Consider the following 18,808-nt stretch of genomic DNA (forward strand, 5'->3'; position numbering starts at 1 on the left):
AAAGGGGACGCCGGATGAAATGTCATCCGGCGCTTGAGCCGCTTTAGGCAGCTACTTTGCCAGGGTCATGGCGGTCGCCGGAACCTTGGGGCCGAGTTGCTCGGTATAGTTCTTGGCTTCCACCGCCTCCTTATCGGTGTTGATGTATTCGAAGGTGAGGCCATCCGCCTTGAGCTTCGCCGCCGTCGCATCCGAGGTCACGAAATAGGTCGGCATGAAGAGATCCTGCGGCAGCTTTTCTCCATTGGCCAGACGAGCGGCAACGGCGATGTTCCAGTAGCCGACACGATAGGCGCCGGTCAGCACGTCCATCACCATCTTGCCGTCGTCGATCAGCGGCTTCATCTCGGCGTCGCCGTCATAGCCGCCGTAGAGCAGCTGGGTTCCCATCGAGCTGGCAACGGAATCGGCTGCCAGGCAAAGGCTGTCGGAGATGCAGCCGATGGCTTTCAGATCCGGATAGGTGGTGAGCCATGTCTGGGCGGCATTCGTTGCCTTGGCTGCGTCCCAGCCGGTCGGCTCGATACCGACGACCTTGATGTCCGGAAACTCCTTTTTCAGGGTTTCGACAAAGCCCTTTTCGCGCGTGTCGGACACGAAGTTGCCGCGCGAACCGACGAGCAGAGCGACTTCGCCCTTGCCGCCAAGCGACTTGCCGAGTGCGCGGGCAACCATCGACATGTTGTCGTAGTCCGGATAGAGCGTCGAGTAGTTCGAGCCGGCCTCGACCTTGTTGCCCATGGTGATCACCGGAATGCCGGCAGCAGTGGCTTTCTGGATGACCGGAATGACCGCATTCTTGTCGATCGGATCGATCAGGATCGCGCTGACACCCTGATTGATGAAATTCTCGATGATGCTGACCTGTTTTTCCAGGCTGCCCTCGGCGCTCTGCCAGGTGGATTTCACCCCATAGTCGGCGGCAGCCACGTCGCCGGCTTCCTTCATGCGGACGAAGAAGGAGTTTTGCAGGTCGATTGCCGCAAGCCCCAGAACCTTTTCCGCGGCAAGCGAGGGCGTCGCGATGGCGAGTGCGAGCAGGGCAACAGATGCTTTCAAGGAAATGCGCATGTTTCAGTTCTCCTCTTGTTGCGACAGGGCGATTCTTCGCCTCTTTTTCATGTCCCGCACGACGACCGTCCCAGCGACAGCCATTCCGGCGGTATTCCGCGGCACTCGTGCCGTATCCATGTCAGGGCCGCGTCCTGCGTGGACCGGCCTTTCTCAACCTCAGCCGTTCAGGCCTTCGACACCGGCGCCGCAGACAAGCCCGGCGATGCGGGCGCCGCGCGGTGGCTTGAAAGCTCCGCTCATCAACGCGGCCAGCGATGCCGCGCCGCTGAGGTCGGCGGCAATGCCGAATTCGAACCAGAGCAATTCAGCGGCCTTCTGCATGTCGGCATCCTCGACAAGGACTATGTCGTCGACGTGCTTGGCGACGATCGCGTAGATGCTTTCGTCCGTACGGCCGCAGGCCATGGTCGCCACCTTCGTCGTTATTTCGGGCAAGCGAACGACATGGCCGGCAGCCAGGGAGGCGTGAAGGGTCGGTGAACCGGTCGGCTCGACACCAATGATCCTGGCGTCGGGTTTGACGTGCTTCAGGACTTCGGACATGCCGCTGATGAGGCCGCCGCCGCCGATCGCGACGATGTAGATGTCCGCGTCGGGAATCTGATCGACCATCTCCAGCGCCACGGTTCCCTGACCGGACACGATCTGCGCATCGGCGAAGGGATGCATGTAGAAGGCGCCGCACGCCTTTGCCTCGGCCAATGCCGCCTCGTGCGCTTCATCCCAGACATTGCCTGCGAAGCGAACGTCAGCGCCCCATTTGCGCAGCTTTTCCGCCTTCAGCGGGCTTGCATTGTTCGGCAGGTAGATGGTGGCGGGAACGCCGGCCTGGGCGGCCACATAGGCGGTGGCCAGGCCGTGATTGCCACCGGATGCGGCGACCAGTCCGTTTTCGATCCGGTTAGGCTCGAGCGTTTTCACCCGGTTCGTGGCGCCCCGGATCTTGAAGGAGCCGCTCACCTGGAGGCATTCGAGTTTCAAATAGACATCATTTTGAAGGTTTGCGCCCGTGGCATGGTCGAGCTTGACGACCGGCGTGCGTCGTATGAACGGGGCAATGCGTCGGGCCGCCGCTTCGATGTCCTCATGGCCCATCGGTCAGTGCCTCCGGGTATTCGTTGGCAAGCACGAAGCAGCAATTCCCCGGACGCACGCGGCCGGGCTGACGCTTGGCGAAAACGATGCCGTCGATAGGGTGAAGGAGATCGATGGGCGCGCGTGACGGCGTGTGGAGAAAGTGAATGCGTCCGGCAAGGTCACCCTTACTGACGGCACTGCCGAGCGGGCTCAAGGGCTCGAAGACACCGTCCTCCTCGGAAAGCAGATAGCCTTCGCTTCCGGGCACCTTGAGCACGCGTGCGTTGGCGCCAGGGGCAATGTCAGGCGCGCCTTTCAGAACGCCTGCATGTTTCAGCACATTGCGGATGCCCCTGCGGCAGATGGCCAGCGCATCCTGACTGACAAGGCCGCCGCCGGCCATCTCGCTGCCGATGACGATCAGCCCCTGGTGGTTGGCGGACGCGGTCGAGGTGCGGGTTTCACCGAGATTGTCGACCATGACAACGGTCGGCGCCCCGAAGGCGAGCGTCGCCTTGATGTTCTTGCGATGTCCCTGCGCGGTCGGGGACGGTTCGATGATCGCGCTCGGCAGGATCATCAGGGACGAACCGCCGGAATGGAGATCCAGGAAGTAGTCGGCCTTCGGAAACAGGATGTCGTGCACATAGGCCGCGATCTGGCTTGTCAGCGTGCCGTTGAAATCGCCCGGAAAACTGCGGTTGAAATTCAACCCGTCGACCGGGGAGGTGCGGGTGCCGGCCTCGACAGCCCGAATGTTGATGGCCGGGATCGCGATGATGCGTCCGGCAATATCCCGTGGATCGATCTCGCGCAGAAACTCGCCGAGCGCGATCGGACCCTCATACTCATCGCCGTGGTTGCCACCCTCGATCAGGACCGTCGGACCGTCGCCGTTCTTGATGACGGCGAGGGGAACGCGGATCGTACCCCAGGCGTCGTCGTGGGGCGATTGAGGCACATGAAAGAAACCGATCTGCTTGCCCTCGCGATCGAAATCGACCGACGTGTAAACACTGTTGTTCCGGGGTGTGATGGCCGCACGCACAGTGTTTGCGGGTCTCGGTACGGTCATCGGTTCGGCCTCGAAATTCATCATCTCGGGCATCATGTCAGTTTTATATATGGTGTCAAGTTTGGATATAAAACTAATGGCAATTCCGATTTCTTGTCTTTATCGTGCGTGGACCACCGGGGATTCTTCGAATGGCAGATGACGCAAAAGAAAGTGGCAAACCGACCTATTCGGCCCCGGCGCTGACCAAGGGCCTCGATGTCCTGGAACTGCTGGCGGAGGCGCGGGCGCCCTTGACGATGAAGGAGATCGCGGAAGGCCTCGGCCGTTCGAAGAATGAGATTTTCCGGATGCTGATCGCGCTGCAAGAGCGTCAATATATCGAGCGCAACGCCGAGACCGACGCCTATTCGTTGACCGACAAGCTTTTCAAGCTGGGGCTGCACACGCCGAGCGCTCAGGATCTCATGTCCGCCGCCATGCCCGAGCTGACGCGGATTGCCGGGGACTCAAATCAGTCGCCGCACCTGGTCGTCTTCAATCATGGCTTGACCGTCGTGACCGCGGCCGTCCCCGGCGGCGAGGACATGGCGTTCACGCTGCGCCTCGGCTACGGCCGCCTGGCCACCGACGCGACCTCCGGCCATGTGATTCTTGCCTTCCAGCCGCCGAAGGTCGCGGCGCGGATGATCGACGAAAGTGCGGCGCATTCCCCGGTGCCGCTGGATCGTGATGCGCTGGAAAAGCAGCTTCGTATCATCCGCGCGGACGGCTACTGGATGCGCGAGAGCCGTGACTTCGTCGGGATCACCGATATCTGCTGTCCGGTCATCGGACCGGACGGCAGCGCCGTTGCCTCCATTATCGTCGCCTATATCAATCGCCATACGCGTGAAAGCCGCCATGCCTATACTCTGGAGGTCCTGCGCGCTGCCTGCGATCGCATCTCCATGAAGCTGTCACCGCGGGTTCGCTGAGGGATCGTCCGCGGGCCGTTTGCACCGGATTGATAATACCAGTATAGGTCCAGTCAGGAATATTTTGATCCTGGGTGCTTATCGCGCGGGAGGAAGGGCAATGGCAACCGACAACCTGATCGGGCTTGTCAGTCGGGAAATGGAAGCGACGGCGTCCGATGTGCCGCTTTACAGACGGTTGAAATCGGCGATCGAGGCAGCGATCCGCTCCAATGCTTTGAAAACCGGCGCGGTTCTTCCGGGCGAGCGGATTCTGGCGGAAGCCCTGTCGATCTCGCGTGTCACCGTGAGAAAAGCCCTGGCGTTGCTCGAAGCCGAAGGGCAGCTCAATCGCCGGCATGGTTCCAAAACCGAGATCGGGTCGCGGGTCGAAAAATCGCTTTCGACGCTGACGAGTTTTTCGGAGGATATTCTGGCGCGCGGCCTGAAGCCTGGATGTCTATGGCTTTCCAAGCAGATAAGCCGTCCATCCCCAGCCGAAATGATGGCCCTGGGCATTGCGGGCAATACCAATGTGGTTCGCATGCGTCGTGTGCGGACAGCCGATGGCACGCCGATCGCCGTCGAGGTTTCGGCCGTGCCGGTTCGCTTCCTTCCTTCGCCCGAGATGGTTCAGGATTCCCTTTATGAAGCGCTTGATGCACGCGGCTTCCTGCCTCAGAGGGCAATCCAGCGCATGCGCTCGCGCGGCGCGTCGCTGGAGGATGCAAGACACCTTCATTGCGAGGCGGGCGCACCGCTGCTGATGACCGAGCGCCGCTGCTTTCTCGCCGACGGACAGATCGTGGAATACTGCGAAACACGCTACAAGGGCGACGTCTACGATTTCGTCTTCGAGCTGCAGAGATAATACCAGTTATGAACTGGTTGTAATCTGGTATTTTCCATTTATCGTGATGGCGACAGGGGAGTGCCTGACGTGCAGCGAGAAGATATCGCCAACAGTCTCATCGTGTCCTGCCAGCCGGTTCCCGGCGGCCCGATGGACAGTGCGCAATTCGTGACAGGCTTTGCCAAGGCCGCTCTTGAAGCCGGAGCCAAGGCGTTGCGCATCGAATCCGTGCCCTATGTGGCGGCCGCCCGCCTGGCCGTACGCGCGCCGATCATCGGTATCGTCAAGCGCGATCTCAGCGACAGCCCCGTGCGCATCACGCCCTATCTGGCCGATGTCGAGGCCTTGGCCGAGGCGGGCGCCGATATCATCGCTTTCGATGCGACGGACCGCGTCCGTCCCGTTCCGGTCGAAGCGCTTGTGAAAGCCGTCAAGGCCAGGAACAAGCTGGCTATGGCCGACTGCTCTTGCCTTGACGATGCGCGCCGGGCCCTTGCCGCGGGTGCCGATTTCGTCGGCACGACGCTTTCCGGCTATGTCGGCGGGCCGGAGCCGGAGGATCCGGATATCGCCCTCATCGCTCAAATGCGAACCTTGACCCCCTACGTCATCGCCGAAGGCCGTATCCGGTCACCGGAGCAGGCGGCTGCCGCGGCGCGCGCCGGCGCCTGTGCCGTGGTTGTCGGCTCGGCGATCACCCGTACCGAGCATGTCACCTCATGGTTCCACCAGGCGATTTCCGACGCCTATGCGGCGCGGCGCGCGCAAACCGTCCTGGGCCCAACCGTCCTGGGCATCGACATCGGGGGAACCAAGACCATGGCCGCGCTGGTCAGCGGCGGCACGGTGATCGAGGACATGATCGTGCCGACCGCGCGAGAGGCTGGACCCGACGCCTGGCTGGCATCGCTTGCGCAAAGCACGTCGGCCTGGTCCGGCCGCTTCCGTCGCATCGGCATCGCCGTGACCGGACTGGTAGAGGATGGACGCTGGTCGGCATTGAATCCGGCAACCCTGGGCATTCCCGATGGCTATCCGCTGGTCGAAAGGGCATCCGCTGTTTTCGGCAAGCCGGTCTGTGCGTTCAACGATGCCCAGGCGGCCGCCTGGGGCGAATACAAATTCGGCGCCGGGCAAGGCCGCGACATCGTCTTTCTGACCATCTCGACCGGAATTGGCGGCGGCATCGTTTGCAATGGCCGCTTGCTGTCCGGTCTTGCCGGTCACTTCGGTCTGATCCGTGGCCTGTCTGAAGACCGGGCCCCGCTCGAAGACAGCACCTCCGGCCGCTGGATCGCTTCGCAAGCCCTCAAGGCCGGCTTCAAGGCCGATGCCGCCGATGTGTTCGGGCGCGCGCTGAAGGGCGAGGCCTGGGCCGGCGCCATCGTCTCGCAGAGCGCCTCGCGGGTCGCGACGCTGTGCCGGGACATTCAGATGATGCTCGATCCGAAATCGATCGTCATCGGCGGCAGTATTGGTCTTGCCGAGGGTTATCTCGACCGGGTGCGCGCGCATCTGGGCGAGGTTCCACCGCGCCTTTCCTCAGATCTCGTTGCGGCGAAGCTCGCAGGCCACGCCGGCGTCATCGGCGTAGCCGACCTCGCCGAATGGGCAAAGTAACGGCGCCGCGCAGTCATGCCATGCAAAAATCATCAAAAAAGAAGGGAACGATCATGAAACTGAACAGGACGTCTTTTGCGCTTGTGGCCACCCTCCTTGCCGGGACGGCTTTGCCGACCTTTGCCAACGCAACCGTGACCGTGCTCGGCTGGCCCGGCGGCTCCGAGGAAACCGCACTGCGGGCAACCGTGGAAACCTACAACAAGCAGGCAAGCGATGCCGACAAGGTGGAGCTGCTGTTCTTCAACCGCGAAGGCTTTTACGACAAGCTGCAGGCCGACATGGCGGCCGGATCCAGTGCCTTCGACGTGAACCTCGTCGCCACCTACTCGATCGGCCGCTACGCGCCTTACATGGAACCGGTCGATCTTGGCGCGGACGCGGCCAAGGTTTTCGGCGAATCCGTTCTCAAGACGATGCAGTTCGACGGCAGGCAATACGGCGTGCCGACCGACCTTTCGCTGCACTTCATGTACTACCGCAAGGATCTCATCGACGCCTTGATGAAGGATGACGCCGCCAAGAAGACCTATGGTGAAATCGCCCAGAAATATCTCGGCAAGCCGCTGCAGCCGAAAGACCCGGACAGCTGGACCTGGGACGACTGGGCAGCCACCGCGCTCTATTTCACCAAGCAGGTGAACTCGGGCAGCCCGGTGCGCTACGGCACGGTCCTGCAGATGAAGAACCTGCTGTTCAACATGATGGTCTTCCAGTCGCTGCCGCGCTCCTATGGCGGCGACTGGATGGACAAGGACGGCAATGTCACGGTGGATTCCGATGCCTACAGGACCGGCCTCGAACTCTACAAGAAGCTCTATGATGCCGGTTCTTCGCCCAAGGATTCGCTGAGCTACGAATATGCGGAAACCAACGCGGCCTTCGCATCCGGCCAGGCTGCGACAGCGCTGCAGTGGAATGCCGCGGCGGCGGATCTGACCAGCACCGAAAAGTCCCCGGCCGTCGCCGAGGTCACCGGGATTGTCGCGCCGCCGGCAGGTCCCGACGGACGCGCTGATCATATCCACGGCCTTGGCCTGGGCCTCAACAAGAACGCCAAGAACAAGGAAGGCGCCGTCAGGTTCCTGAAGTGGCTCGCCACCGAGGATGCGGCCTTGCTCTATGCGCGCAGCGGCGGTTCGCCGGCATTGTCTCCCGATGTCGTCGCCAAGGTTGCGAAGGAACGTCCCGACCTCGTCAAGCTCGGCGAATTCGCCAGCAAGTACGGCTATGTCATGAGCGGGGCGACGTCCGCGAGTGCGCTCCCGGTCTATGAGCTGCAGGCAAAGGAGTTCACCGGCTACTGGTCCGGCCAGCAGAGCCTTGAGGATGCGCTCGCCCACACCAAGGCGGGCATGCAGGACCTCCTCAAGAAATAAACCATTTGCCGGACGCCGGGTCGAGGCTCGGTGTCCGGCGCGTTTGGCGGATCGATATGGCCCTTGTGACACGTGCCGAAGGCAGGATGTATCTGACGCCGCTGGTCGGCTTCCTGCTTCTGTTCCTCGGCTTTCCGGCGATCGTGAATCTGATCTATTCCGTTTCGACCGTCACATTCGAGACGCTGCGCAGTCCGGTGTTGAGCGGTTTCGGCAACTACGTCGCGGTGTTGAACGACCGGGAATTCTGGGGCTCGGCCTGGTTCTCTCTGCGCTTCGGTCTTTTGACTGCATTGGCCGAATGTCTGATCGGTCTTTTCCTTGCCATTTTCCTGGCGCCGCTCCTGAGCAAGCGTCCGGTCCTGATGGCGCCGTTGATGCTGCCGCTGATGGTCGCGCCGGCCATGGTCGGTCTCATGTACCGGCTGGTGCTGCATGAATTCGCAGGCCCCGTCCCCTACTATCTCTTCGAATGGTTCGGTGACAGCCCGGCCTTCCTCGACATCAACAATGCCTTCCGCACCCTTGTCGTCGTGGAGACGCTGCAATGGACGCCTTTCGCCTTCCTGCTGTTCTACATGGCCTATTCGGCGATACCGCTCGACGTGCGCGAAGCCTCCTCGCTCGACGGCGCATCACCGCTTGAGATCGTCCGGTGGATCGACCTGCCGTTGATGAAGCCGACGCTGGTCATCGCGTTTTTCATCCGTTTCATCGACGGTTTCCGGGTGTTCGACAATGTCTATGCACTGACTGGCAGTGGAGCTGGCGGCTCGACAACCTCCTTGTCGATCTACATCTACCAGGCCTTCTTCAAGGAAGGGGCTATCGGCAAGGCGGTCGCCGCTTCGGTTGTCCTGTTTCTGGCGTCGTTCATCGTTCTCCACGGCCTTAACCGGCTTGCCGGCCGCAGGAAGGGTTGACGATGGTGAGGGCACTGCGCTGGATCGTTTTTGCCATCGCCGTGCTGGCGATGAATTTCCCCATTATCGTGACGCTGATCACATCGCTCAAAAGCCAGCGCGAGCTTTCGACGAACCCGGGTTTGTGGATCAGTCAGCCGACGCTCGACAACTATCTGGAGGTCCTGACGCAGACCAGCCGCTTCAACATCTATGCCTATCTGCTAAACAGCACCGTGGCAGCGCTGATCGGAACCGGCCTTGCGATCGTGCTCGCGTTCCCGGCTGCCTATGCGATCGCGCGCAGCGAATCGGGAAAGCGCTTGGTCCTGCCGATCGTCATCAACCTTCGCGCCGTGCCGCTGATCATCTTCGCGATCCCGCTTTACATGATGTACCAGTGGCTGGGCCTGCTCGATACACGGATCGGGCTCGGGCTCATCCTGACGATCGTCAACGCGCCGCTTGCGCTTGTCATCCTGGTGAACGCGATTTCCGATGTGCCGGTCGAACTCGACGAGGCGGCGAAAGTCGACGGCGCGAACTCCTTGCAGGTGATGATGATGATCGTCCGGCCGGTGATCCGCCCGGCGCTCGTCACAACCTTCATCTTCGGCTTCATCACCGCGTGGAACGAATTCCTCTTCGGCCTGATGCTGACAACCAGTCGTGCGGTCCCGATGACGGTCGGCGCATCCTTCTTTTTCGCCGCGAGTGGCGGCGGCGTAAAATGGGGAACCGCTTCCGCGGTCATGATGCTGGGCGCCTTGCCGCCGGCCTTGCTGGGTCTTGTGATGTATCGGCAGATATCAGGATCGATGACCGCTGGAGCGGTCAAAGGCTAACTCGGTGGCACCAGGGTTGCCGCGATCCCAACCGATGCCGTAGACAGCGACCGTGGTTGGCGTTTGAAATTGGCGGAGAGAAGCACATGTCAGAACAGATGAAGGTCATCTCCGCTGCCAAGTCGCATGGCGGCGTGCAGGGCGTCTATTCCCATGCTTCGGAGGCCTGCGCCTGCGACATGAATTTTGCCGTTTTCGTGCCACCGCAGGCCCGTGAAACACCTTGCCCGGTTGTGTGGTACCTCTCTGGTCTCACTTGCACCCATGCGAATGTGATGGACAAGGGCGAGTACAGGCGGATGGCCGCGGAGCTTGGCCTGATCGTCGTCTGTCCCGACACCAGTCCCCGCGGCACCGATATTCCTGACGAGAAGGACAATTGGCAGTTTGGCGGCGGCGCCGGCTTCTACGTCGATGCGACTCAGGCACCTTACGCGAAGAATTATCGCATGTATTCCTACATCACCGAGGAGCTGCCGGCCCTGATCGCGCAGGAGTTTCCGGCCGACATGAGGCGTCAGGCAATCTTTGGCCATTCGATGGGTGGGCACGGCGCGCTGACGATCGCGCTGAAAAATCCAGAACGCTTCAAAAGCTGTTCGGCGTTTGCGCCGATCGTGCAGCCAGCCACCGCCGGCTGGTCGAGGCCGGCCCTCGAAAAATATCTCGGCAAGGACAAGGCCTCGTGGCGCAGCTACGACGCCACCTCGCTCATCGAGGATGGACACCGTTTTCCAGAATTTTTGATCGATCAAGGCACCTCGGACGGATTTCTCAATGATGGGCTGAGGCCCTGGCTTCTGGGAGCGGCCTGCGCCAAGGCCGGCATTCCGCTGACACTGCGAATGCAAGACGGTTACGACCACTCGTATTTTTTCATTTCGACCTTCATGGACGACCATCTGAGATGGCACGCCAAAAGATTGTCTGATGCAAAAGCCGGCGCATAGCCTGGTCGCGCGCCACGCTGTCCATTTCGTCTCGTCGCCTGAGGACGGACAATCTCGGTGGCTCAGTTCGTCTTCAGCTTGCCGACGCGGTTTTCGGCGATCCAGCGGGCGGCGAGCACCAAGGCTCCCATGCTGAAATCCTTGCCATGCTTGGCAACCATTTCTTCCGACAATTTGGCGAGTCGTTCGAAAAACTCGTCCTTGCTCTCGTCTTCGGCGGTGAGTTCGGTCTGCATTTCATCCTCCTGTTTCATGCGGACTGCGTCCGTTATTTGAACATCTGCGCTGGAAAGGTGACGATCGCGGCGCTGCCGTCGACGGCGCCCACCGCCAGGTGGCGTCCGTCGCCGGACCAGGCAAGCGCGGTGACCGCACTGCCCAAAGGCCTGACGAGGAGTTCGTCGCGGGCGCCGATCTGGGCGAGGGTAATACGGCCGTTGGCGTAACCCGCTGCAATCAGTTTCTTCTGCGGATGCGCCGCCACCGTTTCGACCAGAACCAGCCCGGCACGACCCGTCTCCAGTGCGCCGGAGGTTTCGCCGCCAACCGGCGGCGCGGTCATCGACCAGCCGGCGATCCGGAAGGCGCCCGAGGCAAACAGCGCATTCGCCGGCTCGCTCCAGCACACGGTCCGCACCGGCGATGGAAATCCCGTTACGATGTCCGCGCGGCCGTCGGCCATGCCGACCAGGGCAAGGCCTCCGGTTTCGAGCCCGCAGGCCAGCCACGTGCCGTCGCCGCTCCAGCGGATCGACACCGGGCGCGCTGGAAAAGAGACATCGCGTATCAAGGCGGCGTCACTTTCGACGGACCAGATCGATAGTCCCTCATCCAGGCCGCAGGCGAGGCGGCGCCCGCCTGGTGAGAAGGCAAGGGCGTCCATGGACGATGTCACGGCATGTTTCAGTTGCACTGCGCCGCCTTGGCCGCGCGACAGGAAGACATCATGCCCATTGCTGATAGCCGTCATGTCCGTCCCGGCGCTGTGGTCGATGGCGACGATCGGCCCGTCGATCCTAACCAAGGGGGCCGCCGCTTCACCGTCGGCGGCCAGATGCAGCACATCGCCGCTGGCCGCGCCGACCAGAAAGCCGGAATGCGCATAGGCGGCGATCGGGACATCACCATCTCCGAATCCCGCTGTGGCGATCAACGGGACGGGTGGCTTTTCCCTTGGGCGGATCGTCGTCTGCCCGAGATCGTTGCTCACCCTGATCCGCGTTTCCGGCGGCTCGTGATCCGCGACCGTGGCAATGGCGATGGTTCCATCCACACAGGTGAAGGCGACAGCCAAGCCATCGGCGCTAAAGCGCAGATCGGCGATCGCCGACGGACGACGCCAGCTCCGCGCCAGGAGGTCGAACAAGGTCAGGTTCTGCATCGTCTGTTGGTTCATGCTGTCTCTCCCGTCAGTCCTTGTTCGCCGTCGCGGCAAGCCGGCGATCAACGTCCTCGACATCGCCTTCCGCCGCGACGATGCGGTCCTCGCACGCCGCGCATGCCTGCATGACCGCCGCCGCGCTCTGCTCTGCCTCATGCAAATCCCGCACCAGTTGCTCGCTGGCGCCGGTTCTGCCGATTTCCAGCTCCAGGCGCAGCACATCCATCTCGAAGCCGGCGCGTTTCTGATTGAGCCGCAGCGCCTCGGCGGTGAGCGCGGAGACATTGGCGACCAGATCGAGCCGGCGGGCGAGCAGCGCGTCACGCCTGGTGATATCGGATCCTCCCGTCATTTTTTGCTCCCCAAAGGTCCGGGTGGCTTTTCGAAGGCCGACAGCAATTTTGGCAATGTGCTGGCCTGTGACTGGAACTGTTTTTCCGCCGTCTCGATATGGCTCTTGAGCTGATCCCAGATGTCGACGCGGATCATCGATGTCGTATCGCCGGTCAGGCGCTCGATCTCGTCGACGCGGAACTGGCGTGACAGCGAAACGCCGGAAAACACGAAGTCCCGCAACAGGATCGCGTGGTTTTCGATGAACAGGTGGATCATCGGATGCGTTTCCGTTGTGACGCCGCCGGCGGCAAGCTCGGCCCGGATGAAGTCCTGGAAGTGGAGGCGATGTTGGCTCTCGCCCATGAAGCGCATGACAAAGACCAGATCGCGAGGCATCAGCCTGACAAGATCGCCGGTGACGCCGTCGGCCTGGCTGGACATTGGCCCAGGCGGCCCACTCCTGTCTCTATCGCTCGGCATTGTCTCTCTCCAGTGCGAAGCCCGTCCATGGGCTTCGCCTTCAAATAGTAGAGAAAGACGTAGAATTGAATAGATGATTTTTGTTTCGTATTCGCTGCGAGTGCTAACTAAACATATTGCGATTGCGAATAGACGATAAATATTACAGGCGTACGTTACGACTGTAAAAGAACGTTACAGTTGGCCGTATTCTCATGTGCTGTAAGATCAGCGATTTTGTTTTGAGCCCCGGCCATGGGTGCTATTTTCAAATTGGCACGCCGCTTGCTTTGTACCTTTCCACAAGAAGCCCATCGCGCTTTTGACGCGGTGCCAAAAGAACGAAGGAACGGAGGAAGCAGAGACCGCTTCGATACGCCCATCGCACATGCGGTTGGCGCCGCGGGTCTCTGCCAAAACACCTCGAAAACCTTTGCCGCGATCCACTTGAACGGCCGGACCATGAGTCGCGCTTCGATGCGCAACCCTTTGTCGTGCCGCTCGCACTCTCACTGGCGGTGCTGTGTGCCGCTTCATGCCGGGGTCAAGGGACCTGCGGCTCAAACCTGGTGGAGGCTTATGACCATGACGTCTCTGACGCTCAACAAGATTACCTCGCAACGCGGAATCTCCGTCGGCGAGGCAACCAAGAAGATTGCCGATCTCGGCTGGAATCCTTCCTACGTCCAGGAAGCGATGACGTTTCCGACCGACTACAAGATCAACAAGACGCCGCGCGACCCGATGAAGCAGGTCCTGCGGTCATACTTCCCGATGCAGGAAGAAAAGGACAACCGCGTCTACGGCGCGCTCGATGCGGCGCTGCGCGGCGACATGTTCCGCAACGTCGAGCCGCGCTGGGTCGAGTGGATGAAGCTCTTCCTGGCCATCATTCCCTTCCCGGAAATCTCTGCTGCCCGCTCGATGGCGATGGTTGCCCGCATCGCGCCTGGTGAGGAACTCAGAACCGGCTTCACCATGCAGATGATCGACGAGTTTCGTCACTCGACGATCCAGATGAATTTGAAGAAATGGTACATGGAGAACTACATCGATCCGGCCGGCTTCGATATCACCGAGGAAGCCTTCGGAAAGTGCTACGCCACCACCATCGGCCGGCAGTTCGCCGAAGGCTTCATCACCGGCGACACGATGACCGCCGCCTGCATGTACCTGACCGTCGTGGCCGAAACCGCCTTCACCAACACGCTGTTCGTCGCCATGCCTTCGGAGGCCGCCCGCAACGGCGACTACGCGTTGCCGACGGTGTTCCTGTCGGTGCAGTCCGACGAGAGCCGGCATATCGGCAATGGCCACTCGCTGCTGATGGCGGCGCTCAAGGAGCCGGAGAACCACCTCTTGCTCGAGCGCGACCTGCGCTACGCCTTCTGGCAGAACCACGCCATCGTCGATGCCGCCATCGGCACCTTCATCGAATACGGCACCACCAACCGCGACAAGAACAAGGAGTCCTACGCGGAAATGTGGCACCGCTGGATCTATGAGGACTATTATCGCACGTACATGCTGCCGCTCGAAAAATACGGCATCAAGGTCCATCACGACGACGTCCAGGCGGCCTGGGAGCGCATCACCAAGAAGAACTACGTCCACAAGGTCGGGCAGTTCTTCGCGGTTGGCTGGCCGGTCAATTTCTGGCGCATCGAAGCCCAGACTGACAAGGACTTCGAGTGGTTCGAGCACAAATATCCAGGCTGGTATGCCGAGTTCGGCGATTTCTGGAAATGGTACGCCAAGCTCAGCCACAAGGGCGAGAAGGTACTGCTGTTCAACAGCGACGTCGGCTACGTCTACCCGCACCGCTGCTGGTCCTGCCTCGTTCCCTGCCTGATCCGCGAGGACATGGTGGTCGGCGAGATCGACGGTCAGCTCCACACCTTCGCCCACGAACTCGACAAGTGGACCGCAACGGTCGCCTTCGCCGACGAGTATCAGGGTCGGCCGACGCCCGCGATGGGCCGCTTCAGCGGCAAGCGCGAGTGGGAGACGCTCTATGACGGCTGGGATCTGGCCGATGCGATCAAGGACCTGAACTTCGTCCGTTCCGACGGCAAGACGCTGGTTCCGCAGCCGCATCTGCGCTTCGACGACAAGGAGATGTGGACGCTCGACGATGTGCGCGGCAACACGCTCGGATCGCCGCTCAATGCGCTGCGTGCCATGTCGCCTGCCGACCGCGAGAAGCACCTGGCTGAGTACGCCAAGGGCTTCACCATCAACCCCTGCAACTGATCAGGCCAAAGGGGGGCGGGTTCGTCCCGCCCTTCCTTTCACTGGAGGTCCGTATGTCGGAAACCCACACGGTCAGGCTCAGCCCGGTCGGCGTCGAATTCGACGTCGAGCATGGCGAAACGGTGCTCAACGCCGCGTTCCGCCAGGGCATCGCCCTGCCGCACGGCTGCAAGGAAGGGCAATGCTCGGCCTGCAAAAGCGTGTTGCTCGAAGGCGAAGTCGACATGCTGAAATACTCGACCTTCGCGCTGAACGACATGGAGAAGGAGAGCGGGCACGTCCTGCTGTGCCGCTGCATCGCCTTCTCCGACCTGGAAGTCGAGCTTCTCAACTACGACGAGGAGATTTTGGCGAAAGCGATCGCCGTGAAGACGTACAAGGGCCGGATTGCTCGCATCGAGCAACTGACCCACGACATTCGCGGCATCGAGATCGAACTCGGCTCCCCAATGAAGTTCTGGGCGGGGCAATATGTCGACATCACGGTTACCACGCAAAAAGGGGAGACGATTACGCGCTCGTTCTCCATGGCAAATACGCCGGACCAAACCGAAAAACTCTCCTTCATCATCAAAAAATACCCTGAGGGAAAGTTCTCGGGCGAGCTCGATTCCGGAGGCATCAGGGCCGGAGCCGAAGTCACCGTCGTCGGACCCTACGGAACCTGCTTCCGCCGCGACGAACGGCAAGGACCCTTGATCCTGGTCGGCGCCGGCTCAGGCATGTCGCCGATCTGGTCGATCCTCAACGATCACCTGAAGAGCGGCGAGAAACGTCCGGTCTATTTCTTCTACGGCGCCCGCACCCGCAACGACCTGTTCTATCTCGACAGGATCGCCGAGCTGGTCGGCAATCATTCCGACGTCACCTTCATTCCCGTGCTGTCGCACGCGAGCGACGACGCCGAATGGCAAGGCGAGCGTGGCTTCGTGCACCAGAGTGTCGACGCCGTGCTCAAGCAATTGGCGGTCGACGGGCAGGGCGATGTCCATGCCTGTGGCCCGCCGCCGATGATCGATGCGCTGCAGCCGGTCCTGTTCATGAACGGCTTCGAAACGGAGCGGATCTTCTTCGACAAGTTCACCACATCGGCAGGTGCAACGCCGGCCCATTGAGGGCGGCCACGCACAGCCAACCACAACTGCAACAAGGGAGAGAGACTATGCCTGCAACCTCGAGTTCAGTCGGATCAGGAGCCGCCGGCGCGGCAATCTTCGCCGACTCCGACAGCCGGAAATACCGGTATTTCGACCCGAAAGGCCAGCGCGCCACCCACTACGAGGACATGACGGTCGACGTCCAGCCCGACCCGGAACGCTACCTGATCCAGGACTGGATCATCTCCTTCGCCGACGGCAAGGGCGCCTATGTCAAGCAGAACACCGCCGCGCAGAGCTCCAACTGGCATGCCTTCCGCGCTCCCGACCAGGAGTGGGAGCGTACGCACTACCAGCGCCAGTCGAAGATCGAGACGATGGTGCAGAGCGTCATCAACAACGCGCGCAAGTCGGGCACCCCGAAGACCTTCGACAAGGCCTGGGTCAAGATACTGCAGACGCAGCTCGGCGCCTGGAAACACGCCGAATTCGGACTCGGCACCTCGCTGATGCAGGCGCAGCGTTACGGCTACACCCAGATGATCAACAACGCGACGCTGACCAATTCGTCCTACAAGCTGCGGCTTGCCCAGGACATCACGCTCTACCTTGCCGAGATCGGCATGGACCTTCCCGACTGGGACGATGAGCTCGGCAAGAAGGCCTGGCTCGAGGACAAGAACTGGCAAGGCACGCGCGAAGCGGTCGAGACCATCATGGGCGCGACCGACTATCTCGAGCAGTACTTCGCCATCAACATCGTCTTCGAGCCGCTGGTGGGCGAAGTGTTCCGCTCCGGCTTCCTGATGCAGATCGCCGCCGCCAACCATGACTTCATCACCCCGGCGGTGATTTCGGCGGCCGAGGCCGACTATGAGCGCAACCTCGCCAACACGATCGACCTCATGCATCTCCTCGCCAATGACGAGAAGCATGGCGCCGCCAACAAGAAGCTCTTCCAGGGCTGGGTCAAGAAACACGGCGCACTCGCCGACAAGGCAGCCGCCGGCCTTCAGCCGATCTGGTCGATGCCGCATTCCAAGCCGGTCGCTTTCACTGACGTTCGCGCCAAATCCGAAGAGCGGATTGGCCAGATCCTCGGCGAACTCGGCCTCAAGCGCTGAAACAGGAGAAATCGTCATGTCACTATCAGCACGCGACGCAACGCATTCCAACATCTTCAAGGCGATGAAGGACATCACCTTCGAGCAGACGATTTCGCACCAGTGCGGCGTCACCATGAACGACTCGGTCGAGGCGAGGGCCATCGCCGAATTCATGGGCCTTAAGCCGAACGTAACCGTCACCTACCAACCGGCGATGATCCGCATCGATGGCACCGGCAAGCTGATCTTCAAGATGGACGAGATCAGCGAATATCTCGGCCGCGAGATGACGGCGGAAACCTTTGAGGTGAACAGCTCCACCCACTACGGGCGGATGGTGCGCATCGACGACAACACCGTGATCCTGTTCGGCAACATGGACGAGATGTTCGAATACATCGAATAGGCGCCCCAAAAATCCGGCGCGCCGCTGGGTGCGGCGCGCCGAACCGATCAACGCGATTGCTGCGGAGGCAACCATGTACAGAACACCGGAAGGCAAGGACATTTTCGTGGTCGACGGCCACACTCATTTCTGGGACGGCAGCCCCGAAAACCAGAAGAACATCCACGGCAAGCAGTTCATCGAGTGCTTCTATGCCTATCACACCGGGCTGAGCCCGAAGGACCAGTTGTGGGAGAAGAGCAAGTTCGAGAAATACAGCGCCGACGACCTCTATCGCGACCTGTTCATCGACGGGCCCGATGATGTGGCGATCGTCCAGTCGACCTATCTCAAGGATTTCTACAAGAACGGCTTCAACACGATCGAGCGCAACGCCGAGGTGGCCAAGCGCTATCCGGAGCGGTTCATCGTCAACGGCGCCTTCGATCCTCGCGATGGCGAGAAGGCGCTGGAATACATCCACTTCCTCAAGGAGACCTACGACATCAAGGGCGTGAAGATGTACACGGCCGAATGGAATGGCGCTTCCAAGGGCTGGAAGCTCACCGATCCCGATGCCTACAAGTGCTTCGAACTCTGCGACAAGCTCGGCATCCGGAACATCCACGTCCACAAGGGCCCGACCATCCTGCCGCTCAGCAAGGATGCGTTCGACGTTCATGACGTCGACCACGCGGCGACGGATTTCCAGGGCCTGAACTGGATCATCGAGCATTGCGGCCTGCCGCGCCTCGACGATTTCTGCTGGATCGCGACGCAGGAAACCAATGTCTATGGCGGCTTGGCGGTGGCACTGCCCTTCATCCACGCGCGGCCGCGCTATTTCGGCGAGGTCATCGCCGAGCTGCTGTTCTGGCTTGGGCCGGAGAAGATCCTGTTCGGCTCCGACTACGCGATCTGGACGCCGCGCTGGCTGGTCGAGAAATTCTGGGCCTATCAGATCCCCGAGGATATCGCCACTGAGCGGGGTGTGCAGTTGACCGACGAGATCAAGGAGAAGATCCTCGGCCTCAACGCCGCGCGTCTCTACAACATCGACGTCGAAGCCAAGAAGAAGGCGCTTGCCAGCTCGCCCTTCAGCATTGCGGCGGAGTAGGAG

At 61.2% G+C, this 18,808-nt stretch carries 19 protein-coding genes; 12 read left to right on the plus strand and 7 right to left on the minus strand.

Annotated elements, in window-relative coordinates; translation table 11 throughout:
- Positions 1-51: 51 nt before the first annotated feature.
- The 3 genes from C8D77_RS08905 to C8D77_RS08915 form a co-directional block, all read right to left on the minus strand.
- Positions 52-1,071, minus strand: coding sequence for a sugar ABC transporter substrate-binding protein (locus tag C8D77_RS08905; protein WP_109661553.1), 1,020 nt, complete (start codon positions 1,069-1,071; stop codon positions 52-54).
- A 159-nt stretch (positions 1,072-1,230) separates the two neighbouring features.
- Entirely contained in the window at positions 1,231-2,169 is a 939-nt protein-coding gene (locus C8D77_RS08910; protein ID WP_109661555.1) for a threonine ammonia-lyase, read from the minus strand.
- The gene (locus C8D77_RS08915) at positions 2,159-3,262 is read right to left on the minus strand and encodes a succinylglutamate desuccinylase/aspartoacylase family protein (RefSeq protein ID WP_245951723.1); all 1,104 of its coding nucleotides are present in this window, start codon (positions 3,260-3,262) and stop codon (positions 2,159-2,161) included. Before C8D77_RS08915 ends, C8D77_RS08910 begins: the two co-directional genes overlap by 11 nt.
- A gap of 95 nt (positions 3,263-3,357) precedes the next feature.
- Here C8D77_RS08915 and C8D77_RS08920 point away from each other — a divergent pair, with 95 nt between their 5' ends.
- The 7 genes from C8D77_RS08920 to fghA all read left to right on the plus strand — a co-directional run bounded on the left by C8D77_RS08920 (position 3,358) and on the right by fghA (position 10,671).
- Positions 3,358-4,143: an IclR family transcriptional regulator gene (locus C8D77_RS08920; RefSeq protein ID WP_109661557.1), complete on the plus strand. Its 786-nt coding sequence runs from the start codon at positions 3,358-3,360 to the stop codon at positions 4,141-4,143.
- Positions 4,144-4,243: 100 nt separating this feature from the next.
- Positions 4,244-4,993 (plus strand): GntR family transcriptional regulator, encoded by a 750-nt coding sequence (locus C8D77_RS08925; RefSeq protein WP_109661559.1) that lies wholly within the window; start codon positions 4,244-4,246, stop codon positions 4,991-4,993.
- 69 nt (positions 4,994-5,062) lie between these two features.
- Complete coding sequence (locus tag C8D77_RS08930; RefSeq protein ID WP_109661561.1) at positions 5,063-6,595, plus strand: putative N-acetylmannosamine-6-phosphate 2-epimerase; 1,533 nt, start codon at positions 5,063-5,065, stop codon at positions 6,593-6,595.
- A gap of 53 nt (positions 6,596-6,648) precedes the next feature.
- Positions 6,649-7,974 carry an ABC transporter substrate-binding protein gene (locus C8D77_RS08935; protein ID WP_109661563.1) on the plus strand — a complete coding sequence of 442 codons (1,326 nt, stop codon included), beginning with the start codon at positions 6,649-6,651 and terminating at the stop codon, positions 7,972-7,974.
- 56 nt (positions 7,975-8,030) lie between these two features.
- Complete coding sequence (locus tag C8D77_RS08940) at positions 8,031-8,897, plus strand: carbohydrate ABC transporter permease (RefSeq protein WP_109661566.1); 867 nt, start codon at positions 8,031-8,033, stop codon at positions 8,895-8,897.
- 2 nt (positions 8,898-8,899) lie between these two features.
- The gene (locus C8D77_RS08945) at positions 8,900-9,721 is read left to right on the plus strand and encodes a carbohydrate ABC transporter permease (protein WP_109661568.1); all 822 of its coding nucleotides are present in this window, start codon (positions 8,900-8,902) and stop codon (positions 9,719-9,721) included.
- A gap of 86 nt (positions 9,722-9,807) precedes the next feature.
- The gene (gene fghA / locus C8D77_RS08950; protein WP_109661570.1) at positions 9,808-10,671 is read left to right on the plus strand and encodes an S-formylglutathione hydrolase; all 864 of its coding nucleotides are present in this window, start codon (positions 9,808-9,810) and stop codon (positions 10,669-10,671) included.
- A gap of 62 nt (positions 10,672-10,733) precedes the next feature.
- Here the strand turns inward: fghA and C8D77_RS37550 are convergent, their stop codons facing one another.
- The 4 genes from C8D77_RS37550 to C8D77_RS08965 are packed head-to-tail and all read right to left on the minus strand — an operon-like array spanning position 10,734 to position 12,868.
- Entirely contained in the window at positions 10,734-10,907 is a 174-nt protein-coding gene (locus C8D77_RS37550; protein ID WP_164548627.1) for a hypothetical protein, read from the minus strand.
- Positions 10,908-10,939: 32 nt separating this feature from the next.
- Positions 10,940-12,067: a WD40 repeat domain-containing protein gene (locus C8D77_RS08960; protein ID WP_164770996.1), complete on the minus strand. Its 1,128-nt coding sequence runs from the start codon at positions 12,065-12,067 to the stop codon at positions 10,940-10,942.
- 13 nt (positions 12,068-12,080) lie between these two features.
- Complete coding sequence (locus tag C8D77_RS37555) at positions 12,081-12,404, minus strand: hypothetical protein (RefSeq protein WP_164770997.1); 324 nt, start codon at positions 12,402-12,404, stop codon at positions 12,081-12,083.
- A complete protein-coding gene (locus C8D77_RS08965; RefSeq protein WP_109661578.1) occupies positions 12,401-12,868 on the minus strand; it encodes a hypothetical protein in 468 nt (155 codons plus the stop codon). The genes C8D77_RS37555 and C8D77_RS08965 overlap by 4 nt, the downstream gene beginning before the upstream one ends.
- 558 nt (positions 12,869-13,426) lie before the next feature.
- Between C8D77_RS08965 and C8D77_RS08970 the strand changes: the two genes are divergently transcribed.
- From C8D77_RS08970 to C8D77_RS08990, 5 genes are all read left to right on the plus strand, one after another.
- Complete coding sequence (locus tag C8D77_RS08970) at positions 13,427-15,100, plus strand: aromatic/alkene/methane monooxygenase hydroxylase/oxygenase subunit alpha (RefSeq protein WP_206077143.1); 1,674 nt, start codon at positions 13,427-13,429, stop codon at positions 15,098-15,100.
- 53 nt (positions 15,101-15,153) lie between these two features.
- Positions 15,154-16,215, plus strand: a complete 1,062-nt coding sequence (locus C8D77_RS08975; RefSeq protein ID WP_109661580.1) for an NADH:ubiquinone reductase (Na(+)-transporting) subunit F — start codon at positions 15,154-15,156, stop codon at positions 16,213-16,215.
- 47 nt (positions 16,216-16,262) lie between these two features.
- Positions 16,263-17,321, plus strand: coding sequence for an aromatic/alkene monooxygenase hydroxylase subunit beta (locus C8D77_RS08980; protein ID WP_109661582.1), 1,059 nt, complete (start codon positions 16,263-16,265; stop codon positions 17,319-17,321).
- Between the two features lie 16 nt (positions 17,322-17,337).
- Positions 17,338-17,709: an MmoB/DmpM family protein gene (locus tag C8D77_RS08985; protein ID WP_109661584.1), complete on the plus strand. Its 372-nt coding sequence runs from the start codon at positions 17,338-17,340 to the stop codon at positions 17,707-17,709.
- 73 nt (positions 17,710-17,782) lie between these two features.
- Positions 17,783-18,805 carry an amidohydrolase family protein gene (locus tag C8D77_RS08990; RefSeq protein WP_109663206.1) on the plus strand — a complete coding sequence of 341 codons (1,023 nt, stop codon included), beginning with the start codon at positions 17,783-17,785 and terminating at the stop codon, positions 18,803-18,805.
- Positions 18,806-18,808 lie beyond the last annotated feature (3 nt).

The sequence above is a fragment of the Mesorhizobium loti genome (genome assembly GCF_003148495.1).
Classification (GTDB): domain Bacteria; phylum Pseudomonadota; class Alphaproteobacteria; order Rhizobiales; family Rhizobiaceae; genus Mesorhizobium; species Mesorhizobium loti.